We start from the raw sequence: 18,394 nt of genomic DNA, 5'->3' as shown, positions 1-18,394 counted from the left end.
ATGAAATTAAACTTAAATAATAAACGAGCATTTGTTTGTGGTAGCACACAAGGTATTGGTAAAGCTGCTGCTGTTGGTTTGTCAGAAGAAGGTGTTCGAGTTACCCTTGTTGCTAGAAATGAAGAAAAGCTGAAAAAAGTTTTAGCAGAACTATCTCATCAAGAATTAGATCATGATTATTTGGTGGTAGATTTTAAGAATCCAGAAAATTTGCAGCAAGTTGTTGAAAAGCATGTAAAAGATAATCAATATCATATTTTAGTTAATAATACTGGTGGCCCTCCTGGAGGTCCAATTTTTAATGCACAAATTCATGAATTTGAAGCGGCGTTTACGCAACATTTAAAATGCAATCATGTTTTGGTACAAGCCTTGGTTCCAAAAATGAAGGTATTAGAATATGGCAGAATCATTAATGTAATCTCAACGTCAGTTAAGCAACCTTTAGATGGTTTGGGTGTTAGTAACACTATTAGAGGGGCTGTTGGTAATTGGAGTAAGACTTTAGCCAATGAGTTGGGGCAGTTTAATATTACGGTAAATAATGTGTTGCCAGGGGCTACAAGTACTGAGCGCTTAGCAGAAATTATCAATAACAAGGCTAGTAAAACCGGCAAAACTTTTGAACAAGTTGCAGATATAATGAGGAGTGGTGTACCTATGAAAAGATTTGCCGCTCCTGAAGAAGTTGCAAATGCTGTTGTGTTTTTAGCAAGTGAAGCCGCAAGTTATATTAACGGAATTAATATTCCTGTTGATGGTGGTCGAACAAAATCTTTGTAAATTTAGAAGCAATCAAATCAATATATTATGGGCTTAGTTTCTCCAATAAATTTTAAGGCATGGATAGAAGAACATCGTCATTTATTAAAACCACCTGTTGCTAATAAAGTGGTTTGGGATAATGGTGAATTTATTGTGATGGTCGTTGGTGGCCCTAATAGTAGGAAAGATTATCATTACAATGAAACACCTGAATTCTTTTATCAGGTTGAAGGCGATATTGTATTAAAAGTAATTGATGAAGGCGTTCAAAAGGATATTGAAATCAAAGAGGGTGAAATATTTTTATTACCAGCGAAAGTGCCTCATTCACCACAGCGTAAAGCAAACACTGTAGGTTTAGTGATAGAATATCCGAGACCATATGGTGTAAAAGATGGATTGCAGTGGTATTGCGAAAATTGCGATAATAAATTGTACGAAGAACCATTTACCTTAGATAATATTGAAACCGATATGCCTGTAATTTTTGATGCTTATTACAGCGATGAATCGAAACGAACATGTGCATCCTGTGGAACAGTAATGCAGCCTCCTAATTAACAATTATGGAAAAAAGAAAAATTAGAATAAATGGTCACTCACATTTGTTGCCATATCCTGAGCAAATTCCTTCTTTCATGCGTGAAAAGGAAATTTTTTGGGTAGATAAAGAGCGACGTTTTATGTTACAGAAAGGCTGGAAAAGACCTGTAACAGACTCAAGTTTCTTTTTAGATGAAAAGCTTGAATGGATGGAACGCAATAACATAGATCATGCGGTTGTTTTGAACCTTTCTCAGTTGTATGGAAATGCGTTGACGTATGATTTGATGAAGGAAGCGTTGCGTTTTCAAAATGATTTTAATGCACAAATTCAAGCGGAACATGGCAGTAAATTTACCTGTGGTTTTGTAGTACAACCTGCTTTTGTGCGCGGAGCTTGTTGGGAAATAGAGCGCTGTGTAGAAGAGCTCAATTTAAAGGTGTTATGCTTGCCAACACATTATATGGATACTACTGGTACATGGAAAGTGATTTTTGATGAGGTAAATGACCCAATTTTTGAATTGGCAGATAAATACAAATTGGCTATCGAAATACATCCATATGACGGAAATAAAATGATTAAGCTTGAAGACAAGAATTGGCGCTTTCATTTAATTTGGATGTTAGCCCAGTGTGGTGATGCGTATCATTTTTATACCTTAAACGGTTACCAAGAAAAATACCCAAATATTAGAACATGCTTTGCTCATGGTGGTCAATTGGCACAAATGAGTTTGGGTAGAAGAATTCAAGGGTTTGATGGTCGACCTGATTTGTTTGAAGGTAAAACACATCCAAGAAAAGCGGTGGGACATAAAAATATTTATTTCGACACCTTGGTTCACGATACAGACTCTTTCAAACTAATGGTAGATAGACAAGGAGGTACAGATCAAATATTAATGGGATTAGACGATCCTTATCCATTAGGTGAAATGGAAAGCGATGAGCAATCTTCTTACCCAGGTAAATTGTTAGACTTAACACTTGATAGAAATATTATTTCCGAAAAGCAGCACGCTGAAATTTGGAAAGACAATGTCCTTAATTGGTTATATGAAGAAGATGCTAGTAAACAAGAATTACTCGATAAAATTAGAGGAGTCAAATAATCGTAATACTACTCTTTTTCTTGAATCAATTCTTTTTTACCCGAGTTAAAATCTTTACGAATTACAGCTCTATCATATTCTTCACCTAAAGCGGTATAAGCAACATATGTCAGCTCATTGTTTTCAATAGTTATAACTTGATAAAACTGGGTTTGTTCAGCAGCATTATCTAGCTGGTATCCATCTTTTACATAGTCCTTCATTTGCTCTGAATCTAAACTATATTGTTTAGGTCCACTAACTGAAGTAATATAAACGGTTTTTAATCCCTCTTCCGTATTGTCGGCATTTCTAGTTGGTACATGTCCTCGCGAATATGTATGGTCGTGTCCATTCAAAACTAAATCTACGTTGTATTTATCTAAAAGGGGTTTCCAATGATCGCGTGCAAATTGAAAATTACGTCCTTTCGCAGGAGAAAATACGGAGTGGTGGCAAGTTAAAATATTCCATTTGGCTGTACTGTTTTTTAATTGCTCTTCAACATATTTTGTTTGAATTTCTAACTGGTCATTTGAGTTTAATACAATAATGCGAACATCTTGATAATCTACAGTGTAAACGGTTTCATGCAATTCTTCTGGTAAATCGTGCTCAATAGGTAAAGTAAATTGCGGACGCCATTGTATGGCTAATTTTCTTGACTCACCTTTGGTAACAGGTCTAAACTCATGGTTTCCAACTACAGGTATTGCTGTCCATTGGCTATGTATAAATCCACCAGCTTTGTACCATTCTGCCCACTCATAATCTTTATGAGCTTGATTGATTAAATCTCCAGCATGAATCACAAAAGATGCATTTGGCGCTGTTTGATAGGCCATTCTTATGACTCTAGACCAATGATCGAGTACTTCATTTTGAGCGTCTCCAAAGTAAACAAATTGTGTAGGAGCATATTCTGATTTGGCTGTTTTAAATTGAATCCATTCAGACCAATGGTCTTTACCATCTCCTACACGATAAACATACATTTTGTCAGGTTTTAGGTCTGTAAAAATTGCGCTATGATAATGCACTTTTAGTGGTGCATTACTTTTATAAGTTCCTAAATCAAAAACCTCTGTTTTGGCATTAATAGTTTTGGCGTCTTTAACAAATTTTGAATTTACAGTTGCTTCAGCAATTTGAGCAACAGAAGCAGTTACGCTTACTTCAGTACGCCAAGTAACAGCTCTATTTGAAGCTGGGTCTCCGTGGAATGTAAGAATTATTCGATCTGGATCTTTACTTGGTATTTCCCAATGGTGCATACCATGAGGGTGTGAATGAGAATGCGAATGATCATTTTGTGCTTTGCTTATAGTAATTGAAAAAACAACAGCAATAGTAAATATTAAATAACTTTTGAAGGTATCCATCTGGTGAAGTATATTGTTTGAAAGTTTAAAAAAGACTTTTCAAAACTAGTAAAAAGCTTTCTGGCATCAATTAAGTTTAAGTATAATAATAATGAACAAACTTAATGTGAATGTTCAGTATTGTTGAATTGGGTTTTAGAAGTAATACGTTCCCATGGAATATCATCCATTACATCGTTAAAATATGAAAAGAAATCTTCGCTTGTTGTATAGCCATTTTCCGAAATAGCTTCAAAACCTATATCACCACAAACGTGACCTTTATTGTAGTACAGTTTTCCATTATTGTCTATTGCCAAAGAAATGTCTCCAATTGATTTATTATCATGTTTAGATTGTATATAAATGTAAATCCAATCTCCAGATGCAAATTGTATACTTCCAGATTTCCTTAAAATATACCTTTGGCGAATCTTTTCTTCTTCTTTAAATTGCACGCTTTTAGCTTGATAAATTACAGTGTCAATTTCTACTTTTTTCAATAATTCTATTTTGTCATTTACCCAGTCGGTAACGTCAACCGAATCTTCATGATTATGGTGTTTTTGGGCATAGATACATTGTGTGATAAGTAAAATAAATGATAAAAAGAGTAATTGTGAATAATTACGGGGTTGGAGATTCTTTTTCATTTTTAATTAATTTAATCTGGTTTAGATTGACTAAAACTATAAAAAAAACTTAAGATTTTTAACTAATGTGTTTATTTATAGTTGATTGTTAGGTGTGGCATGATGTTTTTCAAGACCGAATTAAAAAAAATGCGACACTTTTTAATAACTTCCGTTCTATAAGAAACTATCTCAAACAAGATTTTGTTAAACGAATTAGAATTGATAGAGCAATGCAAGCAGAACAGTTATTCTGCACAACTTATAGTATATGAAAACTATAAGGGTATGATGCTAAATACTAGTTTTAGAATTGTTCAGAGTCGAGAAGATGCCGAAGATATTATGCAAGAATCTTTTTTGGTAGCTTTTGAAAAGATTGGTCAGTTGAAAGAGTCGGTTAGTTTGGGTGGTTGGTTAAAGAGAATTGTTATCAACAGATCTCTAGATGCCGTTAGGAAAAAGAAAAGAGATGGATGGACGGAAGTATTGAATGATTCAATCCAACAAGAAGAAGATGACGTGCAGGAAGAAGATTTGTCTGCAACCATAGAACAGATAAAGGAGGGAATCTACAATTTAAAAGAGAAGTACCGAATTGTATTAGTTTTAAATTTAATTGAGGGATACAATTTGAAGGAAATAGCATCTTTTTTAAAATTAAAAGAAAGTACAGTAAGAAATCAATTTAGCCGAGGTAAAAAGCAATTGATTTTAAAATTAAAAAGACATCATCATGAATTTAGAGAAGCACATTAGATATAATGCATCAGAGTTTGATGATTTGACAGTGTCAAAGGAATCTGACACTTTATTCAAAAATAAATTGAAGTCTCGATTGCATACTCCTAAAAAGGGCAAGGTAATCAATTGGAGGGTAGTTTCTATAGCAGCAAGCATCTTGTTAATTGTTGGCACTCTTTTTTTTCTAAATGAAGGCAGCCTTTCTAATAATAAAGAGATGCAGCAGTTAATGGCAAGCTTGTCAGATAAATCAACTGGAGCAAGATTAGAAGCAGTTTATAAGATAGACGATGCTTTTTTGAAAGAAGATGCTCAAATTATTGATGTGTTAATTGGAACCTTATTAAAAGATACCAATGCCAATGTAAAAATAGCAACGATTGAAGCATTGCTTAAGTTTCCGAATAATGAACAAATTAGAAATGGTTTGGTTCAAGCTCTTAAGGTAGAAGAACAACCATTAGTACAGATAAAGTTAATTAACAGTTTAAGTGCTTTAAGAGAAACGCGCGCAAAAGAACCTCTTAGAGAAATAATTAATAATCAAGAATCTTTTGACATTGTTAAGAGTAATGCTCATTTGGCAATGGCAAATTTAAACAAGTAAAAAAATAAGATGAAAACTATACAATATATCGCACTGGTTTTAGCAGTTTGTCTGACTGTTTCGGTAAAAGCGCAAGAGAAAAGAATTGCATTTAGTAAAGGAGAACTTCGTATTTGTTCTGCCAAGAATTTTGAAATACAAGGGTACAATGGTACTGAAGTTATTATAAAAAGTTTACACGAAAAAAAGGATGCGAATTTTACATATGCCGTAAGAGGTTATGCAAGAACAGAGTCTGATAATGCTTCGTCACCATCTCAAAAAGGTTTGGCAACAACATCGTCAGAAAACGGAAGTGTCTTGTATTATTTTGGGGATGGTGAACGTAAAAAAGGATTGAAAAAACTTGGCAAAAATCAAGAAAATGAAGATTTGGGAATCTACTTTCTAATAGAAGAAAAAGCAGGAGAGTTGATTTTTAAAGATAAAGTGACTCCAGAAGGGGCGTTTACATTATACGGAGGAGAACGTTACTTAGTAAAAGTGCCGAATAGTGTAAAAATTAATTGGACAACTGGTAGTTGCTCTAAAGATTTTGAACAAACCAGTGCAAAGGCTCCTAAAACACGATCAGTTTTCTTTTATGATTCTAATCCATCTTCTATCACTGATTTTGAGGGTGAGGTAGAAATAAGCTCAACGCTAAATAATTTTACGCTTAAAGATGTTGTAGGTCCTGTAACTATTAATACTATCGGGGGTAATGTAACTGTAGAATTTGATAAAAAATCGCCAAAAAAAATATATTCTATCTATAGCAATAACGGGTTTATTGACATGCAAATACCGGAAAATGCTTCTATAGCAATGGATGTTGTAGGTAAATCTGTTTATAGTGATGTAAATTTTGCGGTACTTTCTGAAAAAGAAGAAGGAGAAGTAGGGCACAAGAAAACTGCAATGAATTTAAAACTTGGATCAGGCAAGGTAAAGATGAAGTTAGATGCGAGTTATGGTACAATTTATCTGAGAAAGCAATAGCTCTTTATAAGTTTAAAAAACTAATCTGATTGAAGAGGAAGAATCCAGGAGTAATGGTGAATTCCTCTTTTTTCTTGAGATAAGTCTACTTTACGATCTATCATTTCTTGTGCTTGTCTACCATTTAAGGACACCTTATTAAAGGCAAATACACTGGGAGAATCATAATTTTTATGTTCTATGTAATAGTCTTTTAAATAATGAGCAAATTGAAGAATCATATCGGGGTGCCCCGCCATTTTACTAATCTGACGTTTATTCAAGTGATCGTTTAATCGAACGATTTCTTCCAGATTATTTTTTTTGTCTTTTACAGTAAATTGTATTTGACTTTGTTTACTTCGCAACATCATACGCCATGCAAAAAAATGTCCTTCTTCGGTCCAGCTTGCATTTCCAGGATATAAATGATGTCTTAAAGGTATGAGCAATTGAATTACAATGAAGGCGCAAAAAAATAAGTAGATGTAATTTTTTTGCTTACCGTATTTAAATGTTTTAAAACCTATTGGCGGAAGTTTTTCTTTTAGTTTCCATTTTCTAAAACTACTAGGTGCAAAGAATAATGATGTAGCTGCAATAGAAAACCATGGAAAAGTGCCTACACCAAATGTTACTACGTTGCTAATATGAAAAAATATTGCAATAATAAATGCGGTTTTTCTTGTTCGTTTTAAAAGCATAAAGGGCACGATTAAAAGATCAAAAATAATACCGCCATAAGCAACCATATAGGCATGTGAAGTTGTAGAAATGTATGAACCAATTATGGGAAAATGTGCTTTTTTTGCAAGCCATAATTGTACTGGTTGTGCTTGTAGCCAATCGGAATTAATCTTTGCAAATCCGGCATAAATGTAGACTACACTTAATTGAAATAGTAAAATATATAATGTCCATGCAGGAACTTGTGATGCTTTAATTTTTGGATTGCGAAGTGAGTCTATCGAGTACGCTCTGTTTGCAGGTAAAAAACAAAATATTAAAAGTATGAGAGAGTAGAGGTAGAAATGGTTGATGTATAAACTCTTTTCCATTAAAAATAAGGAGGCTCCAGAAATTAGAAATAGCGGAGTAACCCATCTGTAGAAGAAGCCTAAAGCAAACAAAATACCCAACACAAGATTTACTATAAAATGAGCTTTTATGGCTGTTGAAGAAGTCCATGGCTGTATAAAATCTGTCAACATATACGAAAAATGAACTTTACCAGTAATTAAAGTTTGAGCGTATTTAGTAAATAAACCACCACTAAACTCTATTGTAATTAAAAGTCCCAAAATAATTCTAGCAAACACCAAAGGTGCTATATCTATGGGTTTCTCGAGTTTATTTAATACAAATTGTAGATTCACAAGTAGATTGTATGTATTATAAATAACGAATATCTGAAAATATTCATAATTTATTTATAATAAATGACTCTGCATTTTCTAAATGTATTTTCTTTTTTTCCTCTGTCATTTTATTGAGTGAGTGATTGAGCATAGCTGTGCGAGGATTGTTTTTAAAAAATTCACGGTGTTTCAAAACAAATCTCCAAAATAATCCATCCCAAATTTTGGTCCAAGGACCGCTATCATAATTGCTCATTTTTTTGATATAGTTTGAACCGCCGATATAAGGTTTAGTTGCAAAAGTTCCGCCATCTGCAAAAAGAGTCATTCCATAAACATTAGGAACCATTACCCAATCATAAGCATCTATAAAAAGTTCCATAAACCATTGATATACTTCATTTGGGTCAAACTCGCAAAGTAACATAAAATTACCCAATACCATGAGTCGCTCAATATGATTGCAATAGCCGGTACGTAAGACTTTTTTAATTGTTTGATCGACAGGGACAATTCCAGTTGTGCCGGTGTAAAATGATTTAGGAATCTTTCTTTTGGTCCCCCAAAAATTTCTAGTCCTGGAAAATCTGCCTTTACAAAAATACATTCCTCTAATAAATTCTCTCCAACCAATGATTTGTCGAATAAATCCTTCGACTGAATTAATGGGGATTTTCTCCGTTTGAGCAAAATTAAGCGTACGTTTTATGAGGTAATTTGGTGAAATTAATCCAGTATTTAAAAGTGGTGATAATACACTATGATGTAAAATTGATTCTTCTTTCAAAATAGCATCTTCATACATCCCAAAATCATAGAACCGAAAGAGTAAAAATTGTTCAATCCATTGGTAAGATTCTGAGTGATTTATTGGGTAAAAACGTTCTTTAGATAACTCTCCTGGATTCGATTTATACCATTTTTGAGTATATTCAACGGCTTCATTCCATTCGCTTTTTTCTTCAGGAAATTGTACATACGGTGGGATTTTATTTTTTGGATACTTTTTCCTATTCTCAATGTCATAAGTCCATTTTCCACCCACAGGTTTATGCTCTTTGTCTAATAAAATGAAAAGTTTTTTTCGTTGTTGCTTATAAAAAGTTGTATGAAAAAAGGATTTTTTATCTTTTTTAAAAAATACAGTTAAATCTTTTGTACTATTTAAAAACTGAGGGTTCTCAAGCATATTTATTTCACAGAGCTTATCTAAACATTTTATGCGCACTTCAAGCCAATCATCTGATGGATCAATAACATTTATATGTGTTATTTTTTTATCTAAAATCTCTTTTTTAAAGTTTCTAAAATCTGATAATTTATTTGTGGACTCTATGTAAATAACAGAGAGGTTTAGTGATTTTAGATATTTTTCATAGGCTTTCATCGAAGCCCTATGAAAAGCAATTTTTTGTTTGTGAAATGGATATTGTTTAAAAAAAAGAAATTCTTCTATTAAGTAAATAGTTTCTCTATTTTCTATTAGTGGATTTTTTTCAAAAAGCTGATGAGGGAATATAATATTTATGATTTTCATTTTACTTGTTGTATTTACAGCGTTTACTGCAATATTTTACTTGTTCCCAATCTCTTTCCCATTTTTTACGCCAATCAAATGGACGCTTACAAACTACACAGATTTTAGAAGGTAAATTACTTTTTTTCATATTGCAATTCCTTTTTACATTTTTTCCAAAAAGAAAAAAATGATGGGAAATATCCTGATATATCGGTCAGCCAAACTCTCGATTCCTTTTTACCTTTGTAATGATTGTTCAAAGGGTGTTCTTTGAATGTTATTAAATTGGGATTTATTAATGAACATAATTCATTAAACTCTCCAATAAAGATTTTTATATTAGGTATGTTTTTAGTTAACGCTAAAGAAAAATTGATACACTTTTCGCTGACAATATATTTCTCGAAAATAGAAGGTTCGAGTAAGAATATTCTTTGAAAATTTTCGTTCAAATGCCAAATGGGATCGATGTTATAATAGTTGTAAATTAATGTAGGCTTGTTTATTATCGAGGCTCTGTCATCTATTTTTGGGAGCACTAAGGGTGTTTTTAAATCACTAGTTTCCTTCAAAATTTCAGGTGTACTTAAGTTTGCGAAAGCTTCATAAGGAATGTCAAGAAAGGAATTTTGTTGTTGACTTTTAAAGAACTTATTAATATTACTTTGATTAGCAAAATATTGTTTATTCGAAAAAGTTCCAGCAACCCATTGCCAGCTTAATTGATTACTAGCTACATCACCATCAAATAAATGACTATACATCCATTTTGACGGAGTAAGCCAATGAGAATTTGCAATATTACAACATATAGAGGCGACATACATGCGCATATGGTTGTGCATATATCCTGTTAAATATAAACTCTCAATTGCCTTATCAACAGCCTGAATACCAGTATTAGCTTCTATTATTGCTCTGGGAATTTTATAATTTGAAATTTTATTTTGCTCGTTTCTAAAATCAGAATGTATCGCATCTCCTTTCCAAATCCAGATTTGTTGCCAATAGTCTCGCCAAGCAAGTTCTTGAATAAGCTTTTCTGATGATTCCCAAGGAATTTTTAATAAGCAGATATGTTCATAAACAAAGCGTGTTGAAATAACACCTCTAGAAATATAAGGTCCCAAATAGGTTACAGCACCATCTTTAAAATTTCTTGTTTTAGAATAGTTTTCAGGATCAATTGTATTTAAACACTTTAAAATTTCATTGTAATTTGTTTGGAATACCATTTAGTAAACTTTTCTATTTCATAGAAATAGTAGTAAATAATGGTTCAATCTTTCAGAATGAACAAGAATTTTATGGTGTTAAAAAAATATGATTTATTAAAACAATATAATTTTTTTACAAAAGATAGGAGAAATGAATAATAAGTAACCTAGACATGGTCTAAAGGTAGAAAAGAGGTATAAAAAAACCTCCTGAATTTAAGGAGGTTCTATTTCTTGTTTTTAAAAGTCTTAAGAAAATAATTTCTCAATTCTTTCTCTTTCTTCATCTGCTAAAGCAGCATCTACTAAAATTCTTCCAGAATGCTCATCAGTAATAATTTTCTTACGATTTGCAATCTCAACTTGACGTTGAGGTGGAATAGTAAAGAAAGACCCACCTGAAGCACCACGAACAACAGGTACAACTGCTAATCCGTTTACTGCATTACTACGTATTCTTTTATAAGCACGCAATAAGTGTTCTTCTATTACACCTGCAAATTCTTCAGATTTTTGTTTTAACAACGCTTCTTCTTTTTCAGTCTCTTCCATAATATCGCTTAACTCACCTTTTTTGTGCTTTAAGTGCTCATTTTGTTGGTTTAACTTTTCGTTGTTTTGACCAATTACTTCTTTCTTTTGCTCAATTTTAGCTTTGTATTCTTTAATGCGTTTTTCAGCTAATTCAATTTCTAAACCTTGAAATTCCATTTCTTTAGATAAAGAATCGAACTCACGGTTATTACGAACATTTTTTTGTTGTTCAGCATATTTTTTTACCAGTTCTCCAGCCTCAACAATCACATTTTTCTTGTTCTTAATTTCGGTTTCTAAGTTGGTAACGTCTTCTTCAAGATTTGAGATACGTGTACTTAAACCAGCAATCTCGTCTTCTAAATCCTCAATTTCTAATGGTAATTCACCTCTTACACTTTGAATCTCATCTATTCTTGAATCAATTAATTGTAAGTCGTATAAGGCTCTTAATTTATCTTCAACAGTTACGTCTTTTTTCTTTGCCATTGTTATGTGTAATAAATTGGATTTGTATTTGCTTCTGATATAATGATTTTACCTGTTAATAAGGCAGGTGCAAAAGTACTAATTTTTTTTGTAAGTAGGTCGAATAAAAGGTTTTTTGTGTACTGTTCACTTTCGTAATGACCTATATCAGTAATGAGCAGTTTTCCTTCTGCTTTGTAGAACTCATGGTATTTAATATCAGCAGTAACATAAGCATCTGCTCCTGATGCAATTGCTGCGCCAATAGCAAAGCTACCAGAGCCTCCTAAAACAGCAACTTTTTTAATAGTTTTTTCTAGTGGTTTGCTATGGCGAATTCCACCACATTTCATGGTGTTTTTCAAATGATTTAAAAAAGCTTCACTGTTCATAGGTATTTTTAATGTGCCTATCATTCCCATGCCAACATCTTGATTGGTATTTGTTATCTGAACCACTTCATAAGCAACTTCTTCATAAGGATGCGCTCGTTTGAGAGCTGCTATTATTTTTTCTTCTAAATGCGATTCGAAAATAGTACTTACATAAATTTCTTCTTCCTGCATTAATTCACCTTTAGAGCCAATAACTGGATTTGCTTTGTCATTTGCCATAAAAGTTCCTGTTCCTGAGATATTAAAGGTGCAATTACTGTAGTTGCCTATATTACCAGCTCCTGCATCAAATAGTGCTTGACGCACTTGCTGGTGATTTTCTTTAGGGATGTATGTTGTAAGTTTTTTAAGTTGTTCTTTTTTGGGAAGTAAGATTTTAGTGTTTTCAATACCTAGAATTTCACAAATCTTTCCGTTTACACCTGTTTTAACATTGTCAAGAGCAGTATGCATTGCGTATATTGCAATGTCATTCTTTATAGCTTTCAAAACAACTTTCTCAACATAATTATTGCCATTTAATTTCTTTAGGCCACTAAAAATAATTGGATGAAAACTCACAATTAAGTTACATCCCTTTTTTATGGCCTCATCTACCACATTTTCTAAGGTATCTAAAGTAATTAAAATACCGGTAACGTCTTGTTTGTAGCTTCCTACCAAAAGGCCTACGTTATCAAAATCTTCAGCGTATTTAAGTGGAGCTACTTCTTCAATAATTGCGGTAATATCGCGAACTTTCATAGTTGATTGTGTAAAATTCAAAGTTAGTCTTTTACAACGAATTTATATAATTGTTTTGTATTTTCGCAAGAATGCGTCGCCTCAGATACATATTATTTCCCTTTGCATTTATTTATCATTTAGTTACTTGGATAAGAAATATTTGCTTTGATAAAGGTGTATTAAAATCTACAAGATTTGATTTACCGATAATAGCTGTTGGTAATTTGAATATGGGAGGTACAGGTAAAACTCCGCAAATAGAATATTTAATTCGACTACTTTCTAATCAGTATAAAATAGCTGTTTTAAGCAGAGGATATAAGCGAGCAACTTCTGGGTTTGTTTTGGCTGATAGTGCTACAAAAGTTAAAGATATTGGAGATGAACCTTTTCAATTTTTTAATAAGTTCGAAACTATTTCAGTTGCAGTAGATGCCAATCGAGTTGAGGGCATTGGTAAATTAGAGGAACTTAAGCAACCTGATGTTATGTTGTTAGATGATGCTTTTCAACATAGAAAAGTCAAGGCTGGTTTTTATATTTTATTGACAGCATATCACGATTTATATACCAACGATTTCGTACTTCCTGCAGGTAATTTGAGAGAGGGGAGAGCTGGTGCGAAAAGAGCAGATGTAATTGTCGTAACGAAATGTCCAGATAATTTATCCAATGAGGAGATGCAACAGATTGAAAGAAAGTTAAAGCCTAAGGAGCATCAGAACGTATTTTTTACCAAAATAGCTTATGACTCTGTTTTACTAGGTGATGAAACTTATAAAACTCTAGGTGATATTAAAGAGAAAGATGTTGTTTTAATAAGTGGTATTGCTAATCCAAATCCATTAAAAGAATATTTATCTATTAATGGAGTTTCTTTTGAACATCTTAGTTTTGGAGATCATCACAATTTTAGTGAAACGGAAATAGAGAATTTTAGAAAATTGCAAGCCGACGGTAAAATGCTCTTAACTACAGAGAAAGATTATATGCGTTTAAAAAGGCATTTAAGCTTGTCATATGTGGCAATATCATCTCAATTTATAAACAACAAATCAATCTTTGACAAAAAAATAATTAGCTATGTGGGACAAAATTCAAAAAACCGTATCATTTCTTAAATTGAAAGGAATTGAACATCCAGAATTCGGTATCATTTTAGGAACTGGTTTGGGGAATTTATCAAATGAAATGGATATTGATCTTCAAATTCCTTATAAGGAAATTCCAGATTTTCCTGTTTCTACTGTTGAAGGGCATCATGGAGAATTGATTTATGGAAATCTTGGCGGTAAAAAGGTGTTGGCAATGAGAGGTCGCTTTCATTATTACGAAGGGTATCCTATGGAGCAAGTAGTTTTTCCAATACGTGTGATGAAATTTTTAGGGATTGAAAAACTAATTGTTTCGAATGCATCAGGTGGTGTAAACCCAAATTTTAGTGTTGGAGATATTATGTTGATAACAGACCATATTAATATGATGCCTGAGCATCCTTTAAGAGGTCCCAATGACAAACGATTTGGACCGCGATTTGTTGATATGCATGAGCCTTATGATATAGCTTTGCTCAAAGAAATTGAATCAGTGGCAAGTAGCATAGGAATTCAAGTGCATAAAGGGGTTTATTTAGCGCTACAGGGACCTACTTTTGAAACGCCATCGGAATATCGAATGGTAAAATTAGTAGGTGCAGATACCGTGGGCATGTCTACTGTGCCAGAAGTTATTACTGCTAAACATTTAGGTATGAAATGTCTTGGTTTGTCAGTTATTACTGATTTAGGTATTGAGGGGCAGGTTGTAGAGGTGTCTCATGAAGAAGTGCAATCTGTTGCTAAAATCGCTGAAAAAACAGTTGCCAAACTGGTGATACAATTTTTAGAAAATCATTAAGGTTTATTTTCTAAATGCATGGTTTTAATGATTCCATCTGCTAAACCAATTTTAGGTACGATTATTTTTTTTGCACCACTCCATTTCATGGCATTTAAATAAATTTTTGTAGCTGGAATAATTACATCAGCTCTATCAGGGTTTAGGCCTAATTCGCTAATGCGCTGTTCGTAGCTCATTTGTTTTAAGAACTGGTAGTGCGCATTTAAGTAAATAAATGAAAGTGGTTTACCTGGAACTCTTCCTGACATTTTAAAAAGTTTATTGATATTACCACCTGAACCAATAACAGTAATTTTTTTTAGTCCTTTGGTATTTTCTTTAATCCAATCTTTAATAATTGGCCACATTTCTTTCTTGTTAACCACGTTATTAATAAAACGTACGGTACCAATTTTAAATGATTTAGAAGCTACCGTTTTTCCGTTTGAAAAGACTGTGAATTCAGTACTACCACCACCCACATCAACATAAAGATAAGAGCGGTTTTCTTCTAGAACTTCAGATAAATCTGTAGAGAATATTATAGCCGCTTCTGTTTTTCCATCAATCAAATCAATTTGAACATCAGATTTATGAAAAACCTCAGCAATAACCTCTTTGCCATTTGAAGCTTCCCGCATTGCAGAGGTTGCGCAAGCTCGATATTTTTCAACTCCATGAACTCCCATTAAAAGCTTAAAAGCCTTCATGGCATCTACCATACGTTGCTTGTTAGCCTCAGAAATTTCACCTTTTACAAATGCATCCGCACCCAAACGAATAGGTACCCTTACTAAAGCTGATTTCTTAAATTGAGGTTCACTATTTTTTTTGCTAATAACGTTTGAAACTAATAGTCTAATGGCGTTAGATCCTATGTCAATTGCGGCATATTTCTTTATCTCTAAACTCACACTCTATTTTTTATGATCTTTTGGGAATTCTTTTAAAAATGTGCTTCCTTTCTTAATGCTTTTCCAGTGTTTGGTATCAAACTTAATACCTACAATTCCACAGGTTGGAACGTTATCTATATTTGCATTTCCATAACTATTTACAAAGTCATTGATACCGTGGTTATGACTGAATATAATTGCAGAATCAAATCCATCATCTAATGCCTTAATGGTTTTAACTAAATAACCATCACTAAAACTGTACAAAGAACTGTTAATTTTAAGATTGGCCATAGGGTAATTAAAAGTTTTACAAAAAATGATTCCTGTATGTAAGGCTCTATTAGCGCTACTAGAAACAAACACATCTGGTCTATTAATTTTTTCTTTCAAAATTTTAGACATCAAATGTGCATCATTTATACCTCGCTTTTTTAGCGGACGGTCAAAATCGCTAACGCCATCATAAGCCCAAGATGATTTTGCATGTCTTACAATGTAGAGTGTTTTCATTCTTCGGAGTTATGGTCAAATATAAAAATTATGGAGCTAAACGCTCCATTTTCCATTCAAAATTTTCGAGTAATTTATAACGAATTCTGTCGTGCATTCGGTTTGGGCGACCTTGCCAAAACTCAATGCTTTTAGGTCTTATTAAATAGCCGCCCCAATGCGGAGGACGCTTAATTTCTTTGCCTTGAAATTGAGTTTTAAATTGTTTTAGGCTGTTATCTAATACTTCCCTAGAATGTACCACTTCACTTTGGTTAGAAGCCCAAGCGCCTAATTTAGAGCCATCAGGTCGTGATTCAAAATAGCCATCTGAAATATTTTCAAGTGTTTTTTCTGCAGTTCCCTTAATTATTATTTGACGCTCTAATCCATGCCAAAAAAATGACAAGCATAAATTTGGGTTACTTGCTATGGCTTTTCCTTTTTCACTATTATAATTGGTATAGAAAATAAATCCTTCCCAAGTAAATTTTTTGAGCAATACTACTCGATTTTTTGGAAAACCATCTAATCCTATTGTAGCAACCGTCATAGCATTTATTTCTTCAACTGTATCCGATTCTTCAGCTTCATAAAACCATTTTTGAAACAACTCCATTGGGTTGTCTGGTAATGAAGATTCTGTCAGTTCACTCTTCTGATATACCTTGCGATAATTGCTCAAATCTTTTTCCATAGCACAAAGATATCAGTTCTTTTTTAAAAGTAGCAGTCCCATAAAGGTTAAGAATCCGTTAAGAACTAAAACAAAAAAACCAAAATCAAAGCCAAACTCAGAATTAGAAAAATCACTAATCACATAAGTTAGCACTGGAGCTAAAATAGCTACATAAGGCACTAATTGGTCTTTTACCTTTAGTTTGGTAAACAATCCAAAAGCGTATAAACCGAGCAATGGACCATAAGTATACCCTGCAAATTGAAATATTTTAGCTATTACGCTGTCGTTTGCAATAGTGTATTTGAATAGTAGTATTGTTGTTAATAAAAGTAAAGAGAAACCTATGTGTACATTCTTGCGAATTTTGATTTGTTCTTTTTCAGAAACTTTTTTATCAATTTCTAAAATATCAATACTGAAGGATGTTGTTAAAGACGTTAAGGCACTATCTGCACTAGAATAAGCTGCAGCAATCAGCCCCAATAAGAAGAATAAAGAAACGCCTAATCCAAGTTCTCCTTCCATTGCTATAATCGGAAACAAGTCATCACCATTTACTGTCAAGCCTTGGGCAGTCCCATAATCTGTCAATAAAACACCTAACGATAAAAAGAAAAAGTTGACGATAACTAATACTACAGTAAACCAAAAAATATTTTTTTGCGCATCTTTTAAAGTCTTGCACGTAAGGTTTTTTTGCATCATGTCTTGATCTAGACCTGTCATTACTATTGCTATAAAAGTTCCAGAGAAAAACTGTTTCCAGAAATTATTACCAGCGTTAATGTCGTCAAAAAAGAACGTTTTAGAAAGATTGCTGTCTGCTATATAACGAAATAAGTTATCAACTTGCATTGCATCTGAAATCGTGACAATACAAATTCCTACAGCAATCAACATAAATAAAGTTTGTAATGTATCAGTCCAAACTATAGTTTTAATTCCTCCTTTAAATGTATAGAGCCATATGAGTAAAATTGTAATTATAACGGTAACCCAAAATGGAATTCCGTAGGCGTCAAATAGAATTAATTGTAACACTTTAGCTACTAAAAAGAGTCTAAATGAAGCTCCTACTACTCTAGAGAGTAAAAAGAAAGAGGCACCGGTTTTATATGAATATTGACCAAATCGGTCTTTTAAATAAGTGTAAATAGAGGTGAGATTAAGTTTGTAGTACAAAGGCATTAAGACTAGACCTATTACCGTATAACCAATAATGTAACCCAAAACCATTTGCATATAAGAAAACTGTTGCCCTTCAACCCATCCAGGGACAGAAATAAAGGTAACCCCGGATAAAGAAGCGCCTATCATACCAAACGCCACTATATACCAAGGACTCTGTTTATTTGCTTTAAAAAAAGTGTCGTTGTTGGCATTTTTTCCGGTTATATATGATATGAGAATCAAAACACTAAAATAGGCTGCAATCAGCAGGACAATATGAAGAGGTTGCATAGAAAGTATTTAGTAAAACAAAGTAACAAAAAATTGTATTAGTTTCTAAGTTGAATTATTAC

General features: G+C 32.9%; 20 protein-coding genes. 8 read left to right on the top strand and 12 right to left on the bottom strand.

Features of this window, described 5'->3' with window-relative positions; genetic code table 11:
- Genes ACYQ5R_RS01095 through ACYQ5R_RS01085 form a run of 3 tightly spaced genes read left to right on the top strand, consistent with a single transcriptional unit; the run spans nt 1 to nt 2,423 of the window.
- Nucleotides 1-783, top strand: coding sequence for an SDR family oxidoreductase (locus ACYQ5R_RS01095; protein ID WP_460189057.1), 783 nt, complete (start codon nt 1-3; stop codon nt 781-783).
- A gap of 24 nt (nt 784-807) precedes the next feature.
- Entirely contained in the window at nt 808-1,326 is a 519-nt protein-coding gene (locus tag ACYQ5R_RS01090) for a 3-hydroxyanthranilate 3,4-dioxygenase (protein ID WP_460189746.1), read from the top strand.
- A gap of 5 nt (nt 1,327-1,331) precedes the next feature.
- On the top strand, nt 1,332-2,423 hold the full coding sequence (locus ACYQ5R_RS01085; RefSeq protein ID WP_460189056.1) for an amidohydrolase family protein: 1,092 nt from the start codon (nt 1,332-1,334) through the stop codon (nt 2,421-2,423).
- An 8-nt stretch (nt 2,424-2,431) separates the two neighbouring features.
- On the opposite strand, the gene ACYQ5R_RS01080 is transcribed toward ACYQ5R_RS01085, so the two are convergent.
- Together ACYQ5R_RS01080 and ACYQ5R_RS01075 are read right to left on the bottom strand one after the other, a co-directional pair.
- Nucleotides 2,432-3,784 (bottom strand): purple acid phosphatase family protein, encoded by a 1,353-nt coding sequence (locus tag ACYQ5R_RS01080; protein ID WP_460189055.1) that lies wholly within the window; start codon nt 3,782-3,784, stop codon nt 2,432-2,434.
- A gap of 101 nt (nt 3,785-3,885) precedes the next feature.
- A complete protein-coding gene (locus tag ACYQ5R_RS01075; protein ID WP_460189054.1) occupies nt 3,886-4,416 on the bottom strand; it encodes a hypothetical protein in 531 nt (176 codons plus the stop codon).
- 183 nt (nt 4,417-4,599) lie between these two features.
- On the opposite strand from ACYQ5R_RS01075, the gene ACYQ5R_RS01070 reads away from it, so the two are divergent.
- The 3 genes from ACYQ5R_RS01070 to ACYQ5R_RS01060 are packed head-to-tail and all read left to right on the top strand — an operon-like array spanning nt 4,600 to nt 6,727.
- Nucleotides 4,600-5,154: an RNA polymerase sigma factor gene (locus tag ACYQ5R_RS01070; protein ID WP_460189053.1), complete on the top strand. Its 555-nt coding sequence runs from the start codon at nt 4,600-4,602 to the stop codon at nt 5,152-5,154.
- A complete protein-coding gene (locus ACYQ5R_RS01065) occupies nt 5,132-5,746 on the top strand; it encodes a HEAT repeat domain-containing protein (protein WP_460189052.1) in 615 nt (204 codons plus the stop codon). Before ACYQ5R_RS01070 ends, ACYQ5R_RS01065 begins: the two co-directional genes overlap by 23 nt.
- A 9-nt stretch (nt 5,747-5,755) precedes the next feature.
- Nucleotides 5,756-6,727 (top strand): DUF4097 family beta strand repeat-containing protein, encoded by a 972-nt coding sequence (locus ACYQ5R_RS01060; RefSeq protein WP_460189051.1) that lies wholly within the window; start codon nt 5,756-5,758, stop codon nt 6,725-6,727.
- A 20-nt stretch (nt 6,728-6,747) separates the two neighbouring features.
- Here ACYQ5R_RS01060 and ACYQ5R_RS01055 read toward each other — a convergent pair whose 3' ends face one another.
- From ACYQ5R_RS01055 to ACYQ5R_RS01030, 6 genes are all read right to left on the bottom strand, one after another.
- Nucleotides 6,748-8,082, bottom strand: a complete 1,335-nt coding sequence (locus ACYQ5R_RS01055) for an HTTM domain-containing protein (protein WP_460189050.1) — start codon at nt 8,080-8,082, stop codon at nt 6,748-6,750.
- Nucleotides 8,083-8,125: 43 nt separating this feature from the next.
- On the bottom strand, nt 8,126-9,601 hold the full coding sequence (locus tag ACYQ5R_RS01050) for a cryptochrome/photolyase family protein (protein WP_460189049.1): 1,476 nt from the start codon (nt 9,599-9,601) through the stop codon (nt 8,126-8,128).
- Between the two features lies 1 nt (nt 9,602).
- Nucleotides 9,603-9,731 (bottom strand): DUF2256 domain-containing protein, encoded by a 129-nt coding sequence (locus ACYQ5R_RS01045; protein ID WP_460189048.1) that lies wholly within the window; start codon nt 9,729-9,731, stop codon nt 9,603-9,605.
- Complete coding sequence (locus ACYQ5R_RS01040) at nt 9,718-10,818, bottom strand: FAD-binding domain-containing protein (protein WP_460189047.1); 1,101 nt, start codon at nt 10,816-10,818, stop codon at nt 9,718-9,720. The genes ACYQ5R_RS01045 and ACYQ5R_RS01040 overlap by 14 nt, the downstream gene beginning before the upstream one ends.
- 231 nt (nt 10,819-11,049) lie before the next feature.
- Nucleotides 11,050-11,823 carry a zinc ribbon domain-containing protein gene (locus ACYQ5R_RS01035; RefSeq protein ID WP_460189046.1) on the bottom strand — a complete coding sequence of 258 codons (774 nt, stop codon included), beginning with the start codon at nt 11,821-11,823 and terminating at the stop codon, nt 11,050-11,052.
- 2 nt (nt 11,824-11,825) lie between these two features.
- Nucleotides 11,826-12,941: a Nif3-like dinuclear metal center hexameric protein gene (locus ACYQ5R_RS01030; protein ID WP_460189045.1), complete on the bottom strand. Its 1,116-nt coding sequence runs from the start codon at nt 12,939-12,941 to the stop codon at nt 11,826-11,828.
- A 71-nt stretch (nt 12,942-13,012) separates the two neighbouring features.
- Here ACYQ5R_RS01030 and lpxK point away from each other — a divergent pair, with 71 nt between their 5' ends.
- Both lpxK and ACYQ5R_RS01020 read left to right on the top strand, forming a co-directional pair.
- Nucleotides 13,013-14,044 carry a tetraacyldisaccharide 4'-kinase gene (lpxK, locus tag ACYQ5R_RS01025; protein WP_460189044.1) on the top strand — a complete coding sequence of 344 codons (1,032 nt, stop codon included), beginning with the start codon at nt 13,013-13,015 and terminating at the stop codon, nt 14,042-14,044.
- On the top strand, nt 14,007-14,819 hold the full coding sequence (locus ACYQ5R_RS01020; protein WP_460189043.1) for a purine-nucleoside phosphorylase: 813 nt from the start codon (nt 14,007-14,009) through the stop codon (nt 14,817-14,819). The genes lpxK and ACYQ5R_RS01020 overlap by 38 nt, the downstream gene beginning before the upstream one ends.
- On the opposite strand, the gene ACYQ5R_RS01015 is transcribed toward ACYQ5R_RS01020, so the two are convergent.
- Genes ACYQ5R_RS01015 through ACYQ5R_RS01000 form a run of 4 tightly spaced genes read right to left on the bottom strand, consistent with a single transcriptional unit; the run spans nt 14,816 to nt 18,332 of the window.
- Complete coding sequence (locus ACYQ5R_RS01015; RefSeq protein WP_460189042.1) at nt 14,816-15,715, bottom strand: Ppx/GppA phosphatase family protein; 900 nt, start codon at nt 15,713-15,715, stop codon at nt 14,816-14,818. The two genes, ACYQ5R_RS01020 and ACYQ5R_RS01015, sit on opposite strands and share 4 nt — an antisense overlap.
- Nucleotides 15,716-15,718: 3 nt before the next feature.
- Nucleotides 15,719-16,210: a SixA phosphatase family protein gene (locus ACYQ5R_RS01010; RefSeq protein ID WP_460189041.1), complete on the bottom strand. Its 492-nt coding sequence runs from the start codon at nt 16,208-16,210 to the stop codon at nt 15,719-15,721.
- A gap of 28 nt (nt 16,211-16,238) precedes the next feature.
- Nucleotides 16,239-16,886, bottom strand: a complete 648-nt coding sequence (gene pdxH / locus ACYQ5R_RS01005) for a pyridoxamine 5'-phosphate oxidase (protein WP_460189040.1) — start codon at nt 16,884-16,886, stop codon at nt 16,239-16,241.
- Nucleotides 16,887-16,898: 12 nt separating this feature from the next.
- Nucleotides 16,899-18,332 carry a sodium:solute symporter gene (locus ACYQ5R_RS01000; protein WP_460189039.1) on the bottom strand — a complete coding sequence of 478 codons (1,434 nt, stop codon included), beginning with the start codon at nt 18,330-18,332 and terminating at the stop codon, nt 16,899-16,901.
- Between the last annotated feature and the right edge of the window lie 62 nt (nt 18,333-18,394).

This window comes from Urechidicola sp. KH5 (assembly GCF_054661455.1).
The sequence above is the reverse complement of the archived record's forward strand: the minus strand, read 5'-3'. Positions and strand labels throughout refer to the sequence as shown.